The organism is Streptomyces flaveolus, assembly GCF_014648815.1.
GTDB classification, from domain to species: Bacteria; Actinomycetota; Actinomycetes; order Streptomycetales; family Streptomycetaceae; genus Streptomyces; species Streptomyces flaveolus.
Window position 1 is genome coordinate 1 of sequence record NZ_BMRV01000014.1, and the last position, 13,140, is coordinate 13,140.

The 13,140-nt window shown below is 71.1% G+C and carries 11 protein-coding genes; 3 read left to right on the plus strand and 8 right to left on the minus strand.

Features of this window, described 5'->3' with window-relative positions; genetic code table 11:
• Both IEZ05_RS27790 and IEZ05_RS27795 read left to right on the plus strand, forming a co-directional pair.
• Positions 1 to 943, plus strand: a 943-nt coding sequence (locus tag IEZ05_RS27790) for an acyl-CoA carboxylase subunit beta (protein ID WP_308426962.1), incomplete at its 5' end; no start/stop codon positions are given.
• A 17-nt stretch (positions 944 to 960) separates the two neighbouring features.
• On the plus strand, positions 961 to 1,158 hold the full coding sequence (locus IEZ05_RS27795) for an acyl-CoA carboxylase epsilon subunit (protein WP_189233022.1): 198 nt from the start codon (positions 961 to 963) through the stop codon (positions 1,156 to 1,158).
• Between the two features lie 230 nt (positions 1,159 to 1,388).
• Here IEZ05_RS27795 and IEZ05_RS27800 read toward each other — a convergent pair whose 3' ends face one another.
• The 8 genes from IEZ05_RS27800 to IEZ05_RS27835 form a co-directional block, all read right to left on the minus strand.
• The gene (locus IEZ05_RS27800) at positions 1,389 to 1,970 is read right to left on the minus strand and encodes a GTP-binding protein (RefSeq protein WP_026243582.1); all 582 of its coding nucleotides are present in this window, start codon (positions 1,968 to 1,970) and stop codon (positions 1,389 to 1,391) included.
• Positions 1,951 to 2,523: a DUF742 domain-containing protein gene (locus IEZ05_RS27805; RefSeq protein WP_189233023.1), complete on the minus strand. Its 573-nt coding sequence runs from the start codon at positions 2,521 to 2,523 to the stop codon at positions 1,951 to 1,953. The genes IEZ05_RS27800 and IEZ05_RS27805 overlap by 20 nt, the downstream gene beginning before the upstream one ends.
• 94 nt (positions 2,524 to 2,617) lie before the next feature.
• Positions 2,618 to 3,031 carry a roadblock/LC7 domain-containing protein gene (locus IEZ05_RS27810; RefSeq protein ID WP_004983065.1) on the minus strand — a complete coding sequence of 138 codons (414 nt, stop codon included), beginning with the start codon at positions 3,029 to 3,031 and terminating at the stop codon, positions 2,618 to 2,620.
• Positions 3,032 to 3,041: 10 nt separating this feature from the next.
• Positions 3,042 to 6,320 carry a sensor histidine kinase gene (locus tag IEZ05_RS27815; protein WP_189233024.1) on the minus strand — a complete coding sequence of 1,093 codons (3,279 nt, stop codon included), beginning with the start codon at positions 6,318 to 6,320 and terminating at the stop codon, positions 3,042 to 3,044.
• A gap of 402 nt (positions 6,321 to 6,722) precedes the next feature.
• The gene (locus tag IEZ05_RS27820; protein ID WP_161164401.1) at positions 6,723 to 7,298 is read right to left on the minus strand and encodes a GTP-binding protein; all 576 of its coding nucleotides are present in this window, start codon (positions 7,296 to 7,298) and stop codon (positions 6,723 to 6,725) included.
• On the minus strand, positions 7,279 to 7,677 hold the full coding sequence (locus tag IEZ05_RS27825) for a DUF742 domain-containing protein (RefSeq protein WP_003997626.1): 399 nt from the start codon (positions 7,675 to 7,677) through the stop codon (positions 7,279 to 7,281). The genes IEZ05_RS27820 and IEZ05_RS27825 overlap by 20 nt, the downstream gene beginning before the upstream one ends.
• Before the next feature lie 111 nt (positions 7,678 to 7,788).
• A complete protein-coding gene (locus tag IEZ05_RS27830; protein ID WP_005479910.1) occupies positions 7,789 to 8,202 on the minus strand; it encodes a roadblock/LC7 domain-containing protein in 414 nt (137 codons plus the stop codon).
• Positions 8,203 to 8,211: 9 nt separating this feature from the next.
• Positions 8,212 to 12,099, minus strand: a complete 3,888-nt coding sequence (locus tag IEZ05_RS27835; protein ID WP_189233025.1) for a sensor histidine kinase — start codon at positions 12,097 to 12,099, stop codon at positions 8,212 to 8,214.
• A 603-nt stretch (positions 12,100 to 12,702) separates the two neighbouring features.
• On the opposite strand from IEZ05_RS27835, the gene IEZ05_RS27840 reads away from it, so the two are divergent.
• Complete coding sequence (locus IEZ05_RS27840; protein ID WP_189233175.1) at positions 12,703 to 12,891, plus strand: hypothetical protein; 189 nt, start codon at positions 12,703 to 12,705, stop codon at positions 12,889 to 12,891.
• Positions 12,892 to 13,140: the final 249 nt, after the last annotated feature.

The window sequence follows — 13,140 nt, forward strand, 5'->3', positions numbered from 1 at the left end:
CACCGGCGAGGAGATCACCCAGAACGGGCTGGGCGGCGCCGACGTGCACGCCGAGACCTCCGGCGTCGCCCACTTCGCCTACGACGACGAGGAGACCTGCATCGCGGAGGTCCGCTACCTCCTGTCGCTGCTGCCGCAGAACAACCGCGAGAACCCGCCGCGCCACGAGTCCTCCGACCCGGCCGACCGCCGCTCCGACGTCCTGCTGGACCTGGTTCCGGCCGACGGCAACCGGCCCTACGACATGACCAAGGTGATCGAGGAGATCGTCGACGACGGCGAGTACCTCGAGGTCCACGAGCGCTGGGCCCGCAACATCATCTGCGCGCTGGCCCGCCTGGACGGACAGGTCGTGGGCATCGTCGCCAACCAGCCGCAGGCCCTGGCCGGCGTCCTGGATATCGAGGCGAGCGAGAAGGCCGCCCGGTTCGTGCAGATGTGCGACGCCTTCAACATCCCCATCGTCACCTTCCTGGACGTCCCCGGCTTCCTGCCGGGCGTCGACCAGGAGCACGGCGGCATCATCCGCCACGGCGCGAAGCTGCTGTACGCCTACTGCAACGCCACCGTCCCCCGCATCTCCCTGATCCTGCGCAAGGCCTACGGCGGCGCCTACATCGTCATGGACTCCCAGTCCATCGGCGCCGACCTCACCTACGCGTGGCCGACCAACGAGATCGCCGTGATGGGCGCCGAGGGCGCGGCCAATGTCATCTTCCGCCGTCAGATCGCCGAGGCCGACGACCCCGAGGCCATGCGGGCCCGCATGGTCAAGGAGTACAAGTCGGAGCTGATGCACCCCTACTACGCGGCCGAACGCGGCCTCGTGGACGACGTCATCGACCCCGCCGAGACCCGCGAGGTCCTCATCCGCTCCCTGGCGATGCTCCACACCAAGCACGCCGACCTGCCCTCCCGCAAACACGGCAACCCGCCGCAGTGACCCGAGGAGCCACTCCCATGACCACTCCCGACATCCGCGTCGAGAAGGGCCACGCCGAGCCCGAGGAAGTCGCCGCCATCACGGCCCTCCTGCTGGCCCGCGCCGCCGCCCGCCCCGTCGAGATCGCCCCGACCCACGGCGGTGGCCGCGTCCGCGCGGGCTGGCGCCGCCTGGAGCGCGAGCCGGGCTTCCGAGCCCCGCACAGCTGGCGCTGACCTGAAGCCATAGACGTAGAGGCCCCTCCACTGCGGAGGGGCCTCTACGTCTATGGGGCATGTGGGGGGTCTGCTCGATACCGCGCAGGGCAGCACATCCAGGGGCGCGGGGAACTGCGCGACCAGCCACGCGTCACCCGCACCGGGCACACAACAGCCCCCGGCAGCCCAGTGGCCGCAGGGGGCATGTCGCAACTCGTCGTAACGGGGCGCCGCCCGGACGGCAGCGCCTAGCGGAGGCGCGCCATCAGCGCATGCTCCACGAGAGTGATCAACGTCGACTTCGCGTCGGCCCGATGCCGCGCGTCCGTCGTGATGATCGGCGTGTCGGGGCCGATCTGCAGCGCCTCCCGGACCTCGTCCGGGTTGTACGGCTGCTGCCCGTCGAACCCGTTCAGGGCGATGACGAACGGCAGCCCGGAGTTCTCGAAGTAGTCGACGGCCGGGAAGCAGTCGGCCAGACGCCTCGTGTCGACCAGCACGACCGCGCCGATGGCGCCCCGCACCAGGTCGTCCCACATGAACCAGAAGCGGTCCTGACCCGGCGTACCGAACAGGTACAGGATCAGGTCCTGGTCGAGCGTGATGCGGCCGAAGTCCATGGCGACCGTGGTGGTCGTCTTGTCCCCGGTGTGGGTGAGGTCGTCGATGCCCGCGGACGCGGATGTCATCACGGCCTCTGTGCGCAGCGGGTTGATCTCCGAGACGGCGCCGACGAACGTGGTCTTGCCCACGCCGAAACCGCCCGCCACCACGATCTTCGCGGACGTGGTGGAGCGGGAAGGCCCTCCGCTAGAGCTTGCGAAGTCCACTGAGCACCCTTTCGAGCAGTGTCACGTCTGGCTGACCGCCGGCGTTCTCGTCGCCGCCGGGCTGATGGATGGCGACCAGGCCCGCCTCCGCCAAGTCGGCGACGAGGATCCTGGCCACGCCGAGAGGGATCGTCAGCAGGGCCGAGACCTCGGCCACCGACTTGATCTCCCGGCAGAGGTTGCAGATCCGCTGATGCTCGGGCAGCTGGCCCTGCATCTGGTGCGGCTGCGCAGTGGTGTGCACCAGTGCCTCGATGGCGAGCTGGTACCGCGGCCTGGTGCGGCCGCCCGTCATGGCGTACGGACGCACCAGGGGGTTGTTCGACGCGCCCGCGGGCGCCGGCTCAGGGGTGCGGCGCTGCGGCTGCACGGGCTGGATGCGCGGAGCGTGCGGCTGGTCGTACGGCGAAGGGCCGGGGCCCTGCGGCGCGTACGGCTGCCGGTGGCTCGGGGCGGAGGGGAAGCCGTACCCGTTCGCCGAGCCGTCGTTCTGGCCCTGCGCAGGGCCGTACGACCAGTTGCCCGAAGACGGACCGCCTGGGGGTGTTGCCACTTTCTCCTCCTCCGACTGTGCCTGGCATCCATCACTGTGGAGCCGCGTCCCGAAACTTTACGGCCACGGGACACCAAAACGCACCGTCTGTCCTTTAGTTGAGAAGGCTGCCCTGGAGCTCGGCCCGCAGATCGGGCGTCAGGACCGTGCCGGCACGGTCCACCAGAAGGGCCATCTCGTACCCAATGAGGCCGATGTCCGCCTCCGGGTGTGCGAGAACCGCGAGCGAGGAACCGTCGGAGATGGACATGATGAAGAGGAATCCCCGCTCCATCTCCACAACCGTCTGGTTCACGCTGCCGCCCTCGAAGATGCGCGAGGCACCGGCGGTCAGCGAGGTCAGACCGGAGGCGACGGCCGCGAGCTGGTCGGCGCGGTCGCGCGGGAACCCTTCGGACATCGCCAGAAGGAGTCCGTCGGCGGAGACCACCACCGTGTGGGACACCCCCGGGGTGTTGTCCACGAAGTTGGTGATCAACCAGTTCAGGTTCTGTGCCGCCTGGCTCATCGGGCTCACACTAACGCTCCTGGTTGTAGGTGCTGTCAGGACCACGGTGTTCATTCCTTGTGTCCTGGCCGTTCGTTTCACTGCCTGCGGTGCGGCCCCGTTGGACGCCGCGTCGCAGGTTGCTCAGCCGGCCCCGGACGTCCTCCGGGGCGCGGGAGACCTGTGGGCCCCCCTGGGGAGTGGCTTCGGCGGCGCCCTCGACCAGGTTGGCCTTGGGAACCCGCCGCGGCAGGCCGGAGGAGGTCACCCCGCCCGCCTTCGGCTTGCGCAGCTGTGAGGCCTGCTGCCAGCGCTCGTCGTTGGCCGAGCGCCAGTCGCCGGGGCCGCCCGCCGCCGGCGTCGAAGCCGGTGCCTCGTGGTCCACGGGCCTCGCGTCGCCCGCGCCGCTCGCGGTGGAACCGCGGCGCGGAAGGCCGGCGTCGGTGAGCCGGTGGGCGGCGGAGGAGGCCGGTCCCGGACGGTCGAAGCCTACGCGGTCCGTGTCGGCCACGTCAGCGGCCTGCGCGGATTCCGCCTCGGGGGCTTCCGCAGCGTACTGGTCCTGGTAGCCGTTCTGGTAACCGTCCTGCTGGGGCCAGTCGTCCTGGTAGCGCCGCTGCTCGAAGGCCGAGTAGGCCTCCTGGGCGCCGGATCCGGCCGGCTGGTGCCCGTTCGGGCCCGGCTCCGCGTAGGACGGGTCGGCGTAGCCGCCGTTCGACGAGTATCCGTCGCCCTGGGGCAGGCCGCCGTTCGGCGCGTAGTACTGCTCGTCGTACGACGCCTGCTGCGGCTCCTCGTACGCCTGCTGCTGATCGGCGTACGCCGACTGCTGGTCGTACGCGCCGGTCTGCTGCTCCTGGTAACCGCCCTGGTCCTGGCCGTAGACCGGCTGCTGCCCGGTGAACTGGTCCTGGTACCCGGCCCCCTCGGCGCGCTCGTGGCCGTCGGAGTCCGCCGGTCCGGGCAGCTCGGGCTGCGCCTGGGCCTCCAGGGCCGCACGGCGTTCCTCGCGCATCAGGGAGCGGCCGACGGGGTCGAGCTCGCGGATGTCGTCGGGGACCTCGGTGTAGCGGCTGTCGTCGAAGCCCAGTTCCGCGGCGGTCCGCATGGGCTGGCCGACCTGGCCGAAGCTCTCGCCCCGGAAGTCCTGCTCGGGGATGATCTGCGAGACGGTGAACTCGTCGCGCTGCGCCTGCTGCTCGCCGCCACCGCCGTGGGTGATGGCGTCCGGGAGCATGACCAGCGAGGTGGTGCCCGCCTGCTCGCCGGAGGGGCGCAGCTGGACGCGGATGCCGTGCCGGTCGGACAGCCGGCCGACCACGAACAGGCCCATGCGCTGCGAGATCGCGGCGTCCACGGTCGGCGGGTTGGCCAGCTTGTGGTTGATGTCCGCGAAGTCCTCGGCGGTCAGGCCGATGCCCTTGTCGTGGATCTCGACCATCACGCGGCCGTCGGGCAGCCGGGTCGCGGTGACGCGGACCTTGGTCTGCGGGGAGGAGAACGTGGTGGCGTTCTCAAGCAGCTCGGCGAGCAGGTGCACGAGGTCGGTCACGGCCCGGCCGTGGATCTCGGCCTCCGGTACGCCGGACAGCTCGATGCGCTCGTACTGCTCCACCTCGGAGGAAGCCGCGCGCAGCACGTCCACCAGCGGGACCGGCTGGTCCCAGCGGCGGCCGGGCTCCTCACCGGCGAGGACCAGGAGGTTCTCGCCGTTGCGGCGCATACGGGTGGCGAGGTGGTCCAGCCGGAAGAGGTTCTCCAGCTGGTCGGGGTCGGCCTCGTTGTTCTCCAGATCGGTGATCAGGCTCAGCTGGCCCTCGATCAGCGACTGGTTGCGGCGCGACAGGTTGGTGAAGATCGCGTTGATGTTGCCCCGCAGCAGGGCCTGCTCGGAGGCGAGCCGGACCGCCTCGCGGTGCACCTGGTCGAAGGCGCGGGCGACTTCGCCGATCTCGTCGGTGGAGCTGATCGGGATCGGGGCCACCCGGGTGTCGACCCGGCCGGGGTCGGTGCGGGAGAGCTGGTCGACCAGCATCGGCAGCCGCTGCTCCGCGATGCCGAAGGCGGCGTTGCGCAGCTGGCGCATGGAGCGGCTCATCTGGCGGGCCACCATGCCGGCCAGGATGAACGCGGCGAGCAGCGCGATCACGACCGCGGCGCCGGTGATGTAGGCGTCCTGCTCGGCGTCGTCGGCGATGGCGGAGGCCTCGTCCACGGCCCGGTCGGCCATGTCCGACTCGATCTTGCTGTAGGCGTCGAACTTGAGGGTGTTGACCGCCCACCAGTTCTCCGGCGTGATGCCCCGCCCGGCCAGCTCGGCGCGGGCACTGGCGTCCGTGGAGTCCAGCCCGGCCAGCTCGGAGATCATGGTGGTCGGGTTGGCCGGCGGCGGCACGTAGTCCGGGTCCTTGGCCTTGGCCTCCTTGGCCATGGCCGCGCCGTCCTCCTTGAGCTTCGCCTCGGCGTCCTCGAGCTTCTGCGCGTCCGCCTCGGTACCGCCGCCGATGTACTCCTCGATGGCGATGCGCTCGAGGTAGGCGTACGAGGAGAGGGCGACGCGCTGGCTGGCGAGGTGGCTCGGCTCCGGACCCGGCTTGACCAGCATGTGCATGCCGATGGAGCGCTCCAGCGAGAGCGCCGCCTTGGTCAGGGAGATCGCGTAGACGGTACGGCCGTACGAGGTGATGTTGCCGGTGCCCAGACCGAGCTCGTTGGCGAACTCCATCAGCGGGTGGGCGATCCCGGTGTAACCCTCTTCGGTCTCCACGCCCTTGAGCTTCGAGGTGTAGGCGGCCACGCGCAGCGTCTGGAGCTTGGGCTCCTGCTCGCGGAACACCTTCAGCCGGCGTTCCAGACCTGCCTTGCCCGGCATGTCCTGCGCGGCCTCGTCGAAGGTGTCGGCGGCCTCGTCCGTGGCCCGGCGGGCCTTGGCGACGGTCTCGTCCTTCTCGTCCTTGCCCTGCAGCAGCGGCGCGGCGGTGATGTCGCGCTCGTTGTAGAGGGCGTTGGCGTAGCCGAGGGACGCGCGCACCAGGCGTGCGGTGCTCTCGGCGTCCTCGGCGTCCTGCCAGGTGTCGATCGAGCTCTTCACCTGGAAGCCGCCCATGACGAGGCCGACCAGCACGGGTATGAGCAGGATCGCGTTCAGCCGGGTGGTCACCCGCCAGTTGCGCGGGGAGAAACGGCCGCCGCTCGGGGCGGACGCGGCCGTAGGTTCCGAAGCGGGCACGGGGGCGGGCGCCGCTGCGCGCGGCGGCGGGGTGAAGTTGCCCCGGGCCGATGGCTCGGGACTGCTCTTGCTTCGCCTCACTCGACCAACAACCTCTCGGCGGTCGGCACCTACGTCGTGCCGCTGTGTATCAGCGCCCAGTTCGTCATCGAGTACGTGCTACTGCTGAGTACGTCTTTGACCATTGGGCAGTTCTCGCATTCCAGCACGACGACCTGCGCTCTTCCAAACAGTGGAACGAGGGGGTTACACGTGATGTAAGCCCCAGATAAAACGGTCATAAAGAGCGAGGCCCGCCAAAAGACGGGGCGTTCGTGCGCGCAGCGACACCGATCGACCGCGAGCCGTGTCGGTACCACCCGATTCCTCTGCCGAAACGTTATGAACGCCGGAGCCGACCGTGTCAAAGGACACAGCCGGCTCCGGTACGTCTACGACAACTGCCGTAGTTCCTTGCCGACTTGGATCTTTCGGCCTCGGAAGCTACCTCAGCCGTGCCATCAGCGCGTGCTCCACGAGCGTGATCAGCGCACTCTTGGCGTCGGCCCGGTGCCGGGCGTCGGTGGTGATGATCGGGGTGTCGGGGCCGATCTGCAGCGCCTCGCGCACCTCGTCCGGGGTGTACGGCTGCTGGCCGTCGAAACCGTTGAGCGCGACGACGAACGGCAGACCGCTGTTCTCGAAGTAGTCCACCGCCGGGAAGCAGTCGGCCAGCCGGCGGGTGTCGCACAGCACGACCGCGCCGATGGCACCGCGCACCAGGTCGTCCCACATGAACCAGAAGCGGTCCTGGCCGGGCGTGCCGAACAGGTACAGGATCAGGTCCTGGTCGAGCGTGATGCGGCCGAAGTCCATGGCGACCGTGGTGGTCGTCTTGCCCCCGGCGTGCGTGAGGTCGTCGATCCCGGCGCTGGCGGAGGTCATCACGGCCTCGGTGCGCAGCGGGTTGATCTCCGAGACGGCGCCCACGAACGTGGTCTTGCCGACGCCGAAGCCGCCGGCCACCACGATCTTCGCGGAGGTGGTCGCCCGGCCTCCGTCAGAGCTTGCGAAGTCCACTGAGCACCCTTTCGAGCAGTGTCACGTCCGGCGCACCGCCGTTGTTCTCGTCGCCGCCCGGCTGGTGGATGGCGACGAGTCCGGCCTCGGCGAGGTCCGCGACCAGGATCCTGGCCACACCCAGCGGCATGGACAGCAGCGCCGACACCTCCGCCACCGACTTCACCTCGCGGCACAGGTGGCAGATGCGCTGGTGCTCGGGGAGCAGCCCCATGAGCGCTGCCGGGTCGGCCGTCGTGCTGATCAGCGCCTCGATGGCGAGCTGGTAGCGCGGCCTCGTCCGGCCGCCGGTCATCGCGTACGGACGTACCAGCGGCTGGTCGCCCTCGTCCTCGTACGGCTCCGCGTACGGATCATGAGAGGCGGTGGGCGGGGTCATGAATCCTCCGGGCGGGACAGCAGGTCGGTCAGTCGTGCCGTCTGACGGGGCCGGTGGGGGGATTGTGGCGGCCGGACGGTGATTTGGTGAGACGGGTGGTGCCGGGGCCGATCAGTGGAGCAGACTGCCTTGCAGCTCGGCGCGCAGGTCCGGGGTGAGGACCGCGCCCGCGCGGTCGACCAGCAGCGCCATCTCGTAGCCGACGAGGCCGATGTCGCACTCCGGGTGCGCGAGAACGGCCAGGGACGAGCCGTCCGAGACGGACATGAGGAAGAGGAACCCGCGTTCCATCTCCACGACCGTCTGGGCCACGTCGCCGCCCTCGAAGATCCGGGACGCCCCGGCGGTCAGCGAGGTCAGCCCCGAGGCGACCGCCGCGAGCTGGTCGGCGCGGTCGCGCGGGAAGCCTTCCGACATCGCCAGAAGGAGTCCGTCGGCGGACACGACGACGGTGTGGGACACCCCTGGGGTGTTGTCCACGAAATTCGTGATCAACCAGTTGAGGTTCTGTGCCGCCTGGCTCATCGGGCTCAACTAACGCTCCTGCTGGTGAGTGGGCCGCGGGTAGCTGCCGGTCTGGTTGGTACCGGCCTGACGGCCCTGTGCGATTCCCCGACGGAGATTGGTCAGCCGGCCGCGCACGTCGTCGGGCGCGCGCGATACCTGCGGACCGTTCGGGTGCGTCTGCTGCTGAGCCGTGCCCGGGACCAGGTTGGCCCGGGGTACTCGGCGTGGCAGGCCGGAGGTGGTGACACCACCGGCCGCGGGCTGCCGGACGCGTTCGGCCTGCCGGACGAGGTCGTCGTTCGGCGAGCTGCGCCAGGCGGAGCCGGCGGGCCGCTGGGGGGCCGCCGGGGTCTGGGGCTGGTGGGCCTGCGGTTCCGGGGCGGGCGCGGGCGCGGGGGCGTTGTTCTCCGCCCCGTCCCGGCGGTCGCCGTGGAACCAGTTGGTCTCCAGCGTGTCGTACAGCGGAGTGCGTCCGTCGCCAGGACCGGAGGCCGGCGGCAGGGCCCACCCGTCGGCCGGCCGCTGCTGGGCCGGGGCGCCGTGGCCGGGCTGCTGCTGGGCCGGACGCTCCTGCTGGGCGGGACGCTGCTGCGGGGCCGGCGGACGCGGGGCGCCGAAGTCGTTGGCCGCGTGGGCGCCGTTGACCTGCGGACGCTCGTACTGGCCGGTGGCGGCCGGGTCCTGGCGGTCCGGCAGGCGGTGCTGCCCGGTCGAGCCGTCGCCGTACGCCGGGGCGCCGGGGAACTGGCCGGTCGAGGCCGGGTCGTTCGGCGCCTGGTGGCCGGGCTGCCCGCCGAAGACGTCCGAGCGGACGAACGGCCCGCCGTCGTGCTGCGGGGCGGCCGGCTCGGGCCGTGCGAACTGGTCGTTGTGCGGGGCGTTGGAGCCGTCGCGGCCGTACGGGTCCGCGGCGGGCCGGGCGAACTGGCCCGTGCTCTGCGGGCCGTCCTGGCGCGGGGCCGGCGCGTCGAAGTCCGGGCGGGCGAACTCCGCCGTGGCGCCGGGGCCCTGGGGCTCGCCGTGCCGGGGGATCGCCGGCATCTCGGCGGTCGCGCCCGGACCCTGCTGGTCACCGTAACGCGGCGTCCGGTCCGTCCGGGACGAGTCCGGCTCCTCGTGGCCGCGCGGGGCGTCCAGCGAGGCGCGGGGCGGCTGCGCGTTCTCGTCGCTCCAGCTGGGCACGCGGGGCTGCGGGTTGCCGCCGGGCAGCTCGGCCCGCGGACCGCCGCGCGGCGGCAGCTGCGGACGACGGCCCTGCTCGGCGTCGCCGTTGCCCTTGTTCTTGCGCTTGCCGCGCTGCGGCGGCACCGGAGCACGGCCGCCGAAGGCGTCCTGCCCCTGCGCGGCGTTCATGCCCGCGGCCTGCAGACCCTGCGGAGCACCGGGAGCCTGACCGGCACCCGCACCCGCACCCGCACCGGCCGGAGCCGGGCGGCCCTGCTGGTTCGGGGCCGCGGGGGACTGGGGCCCGCGCGCGCCACCCGGGGCACCCGGACGACCGCCGCCGTCCCGGCCGGGCAGTGCGGCCCGCGGTCCCTGACCGGCGCCGAGCCTGCCGCCGCCCTGGGCGCCGGTACCGAGGGCACCACCGCCACCGTTGCCACCACCGAAGGCACCGCCTCCGAAGGCGCCGCCACCGCCGAGCGCGCCGCCACCCTGGCCACCGCGCCGGGCCGCCGCGACACCTGCCGCGGCCTGTGCGGCGGCGGGACCGCCGCTGCCCGCGGCCGGCTGACCCGGCTTGGGCTGCGGCTTGCGGCCGCCCTGGGCGACGTCGACGGGCAGCATGACCAGCGCGGTCGTGCCACCGGAGTCGGACGGACGGAGCTGGATGCGGATGCCGTGGCGCTGCGACAGGCGGCCGACCACGAACAGACCCATGCGCCGGGAGACCGAGACGTCCACGGTCGGCGGCGAGGCGAGCCGCTCGTTGATCGCGGCGAGGTCCTCGGGGGAGAGGCCGATACCGGTGTCGTGGATCTCGATCAGGACACGGCCGTCGGGCAGCGCGTGACCGGTGACCTTGACCTTGGTCTGCGGCGAGGAGAAGGAGGTCGCGTTCTCGAGCAGCTCGGCCAGGAGGTGCACGAGGTCGTTGACCACGCGGCCGGCGACCTCGGTGGTCGGCACGGACGCCAGCTCGATGCGCTCGTACTGCTCCACCTCGGACGCGGCGGCACGGAGCACGTCGACCAGCGGGACCGGGCGGGTCCACCGGCGGCCGGGCTCCTCACCGGCGAGGACGAGGAGGTTCTCACCGTTACGGCGCATACGCGTGGCGAGGTGGTCGAGCTTGAACAGCGAGGACAGCTGGTCCGGGTCGGCCTCGCGCGACTCCAGTTCGGAGATGAGCGAGAGCTGACGCTGGATGAGGCCCTGGGAGCGGCGCGAGAGGTTGGTGAACATCGCGTTGACGTTGCCCCGCAGCAGGGCCTGCTCGGCGGCGAGGCGGACCGCTTCGCGGTGCACGTCGTCGAAGGCCGCGGCCACCCGGCCGATCTCGTCCCGGGAGTGCACACCGACCGACTCCACCGAGGTGTCCACGTCCTGCGGGTCGGTCTCGGACAGCTGCTTGACCAGCTCGGGCAGACGGTCCTGGGCGACCTTGGTCGCGGTCTCCTCCAGGCGGCGCAGCGAGCGGATCATGGACCGGGCCACGACGAACGCGCCGACCAGCGAGACGCCGAGCACGAGCAGGATCAGCACACCGGAGATGATGGCTTCCTGCTCGGACTCGCTGCGCAGCTCGCGGGCCTTCTGCTCCATGTCCTCCAGCAGGCGGAGTTCGATGTTCTTCATCTGCTGGATCTTGGTGGAGCTGTCGTCCAGCCAGTCCTGGTAGGAACGCTCGTCCAGCTGGGACAGGCCGTTGACCCTGCTGAAGGCGCGGCCGGCGTACTGGTCGGACGACTCGATCACCGGGTTGCCCTGGGAGATCGGCTTCAGGAGGTCCTCGGCGCCGTCGCCGTAGATGCTGCTGAAGCTGCGGATCTCGGAGGTCTGGCTCTGCAGCGCGGACTGCGCGTAGAGCCGGTCGTTCTCGGAGAGGTCGCCCTTGGTGGTGTTGCTCGCCGGAAGCGCCGCCGCGAGGACCGCGCGCTGGATGGACGCGTACTCCTTGGCCGAGGAGAAGGCGGCCAGGGCACGCGTGCGCTGGATCATCTCGGGGTTGCTGGTCGCCTCCGCCATGTCCTGCGAGAGGTCGAGCAGGTTGGTGATCAGGCGGTGGTAGGCCTCGACGGTCTGGGTCGAGTTCTCCTTGGCCGCGTAGGCGGTGCCGCGGATCTTGTTCAGGTCGTTCAGGTCGCTCGCGAGGCCGACGAGGCTGTCGCGGACACCGACGAGATTGCCGTCCTTGCTGGCGGCGTCGATCTCCTCGGACTGGTCGAGGAAGTTCTTCAGCGCCCGGTCGGTCTTCTCCCGGTCGCCCTTGACGGCGATCGCGCTGGACGTCGAGCCGTGCGCCAGGGGGCCGGCGGACTGGTCGCGCTCCTCCTGGAGCGCGGCGGCCAGCTCGGTGGCCTGCTTGGTCATCTCCGTCAGCAGCTTCATGTTGTCGAGCTGCTGGATGTTGTCCATCGACTCGTTGATGCGCAGCGCGCCCAGCGAGGTGGCCGCGACGACCGGGAGCGCGAGCAGCGACACGAGGCGGGTGGAGATCCGCCAGTTGCGCAGGGCTATGCGCGGGCCCGGGCCGGTCGAGCCCGTGGCCGGCTTAGCGGGCGGCTTCTGGCCGGGAGTCGACGACTTCGCTCCCTGACCCGGGCGCCCGGAGCGGTCGCCGCTGTCGCCGGACTGGGCCTGACCCGGGTTCTGGGCGTGCTGGGGCGAGGAGCCGACGGCCCTGGGGCCATTCCCGCCGTGCGGCTCCGGCTCCGCCGAAGCGCTGCCATCCCTCTTGAAACGTCCCTGCACTAGCGTCGCAACCTCTGGACCAGGCACCCGGCCGCGTGAACGGCTGAGCACGGTGTCGGCGTCATAGGGGCGCCCTGAATACGCCCCCGTGGTGGTCGTGAGTGACCGGCGCTGGTTCCCCCTTCGTGCCGCCGCCCGGCGCTGTGGTGCGCCCCCGGTGCGCCGGCTCGATCCTGCGGCGGTTCCGTGGAATTCCAGCACAGTGCCGGATCTCCAACAAGGCCCGTGGGCCAGGCCGCGGCATACGTGACAGCACGTGAGGGCCGCTTCACGGCCGGTAGAAAACGATCACCCGCAAAGCGGACGTATGCCCGCGATTCGCCGTGGGGTAAGCGGTGTCCCAGTCGAGATGATCAGGAGCGGAATGATGGCTTCAGGGGGTCAATGTCGGTTTCGTCGGGGTGCGGCGCCCGTCGGGATTGACCGATTTGCCCCTTGATAAGTGAGCAAACTCACACGCCCTTCACCGGCTCTCCCGGCTTCGGCGGGGAATTGCATGTTTAGCCTGACGCTTTACAGAGATGGCAAAACCGACAACCCGCGCCCCCGCAGGGGTCACTTGCCCCCTCCCGGCGCCCGTACACGACAGGGTCTCGTACAACCGTGAAGACGACGATGATGTTCCACAAGATCGCCAACCCGCGACGCACGACGCTGGCGCACCTCGACGGCGCCGACGAACTGCGGACGCCGGAACAGCGCGAGCACGCCGTCGAGCTCCCCACCCAGACCGCCAACCCCCGGCGCACGGTCCTCATGGAGATCCCCGTCGCGGCCTCCGCCGCAGAGTAGTACGCCCCCCGGCCGCGCGATGTTCAGCCGGCCGGCCGCACACGGGCGCCCGCGCCCACGCCGACACCGCTCCCCGCGGAGCCACGGCGAGTCATGCGCGAGGCGCCCGCCCCGAGGGCCTGCCCGGCGGGAGGAACCCCCGTCGCCCCGCTCACCTGTGCCGGTGAGGCAACGCCGCTCACCTCCGGCCTGATCCGCCGGACGGGCCCGCCGCGTTAGCCTGGAGCGTCAGACTCCAGCCAGCTCAGT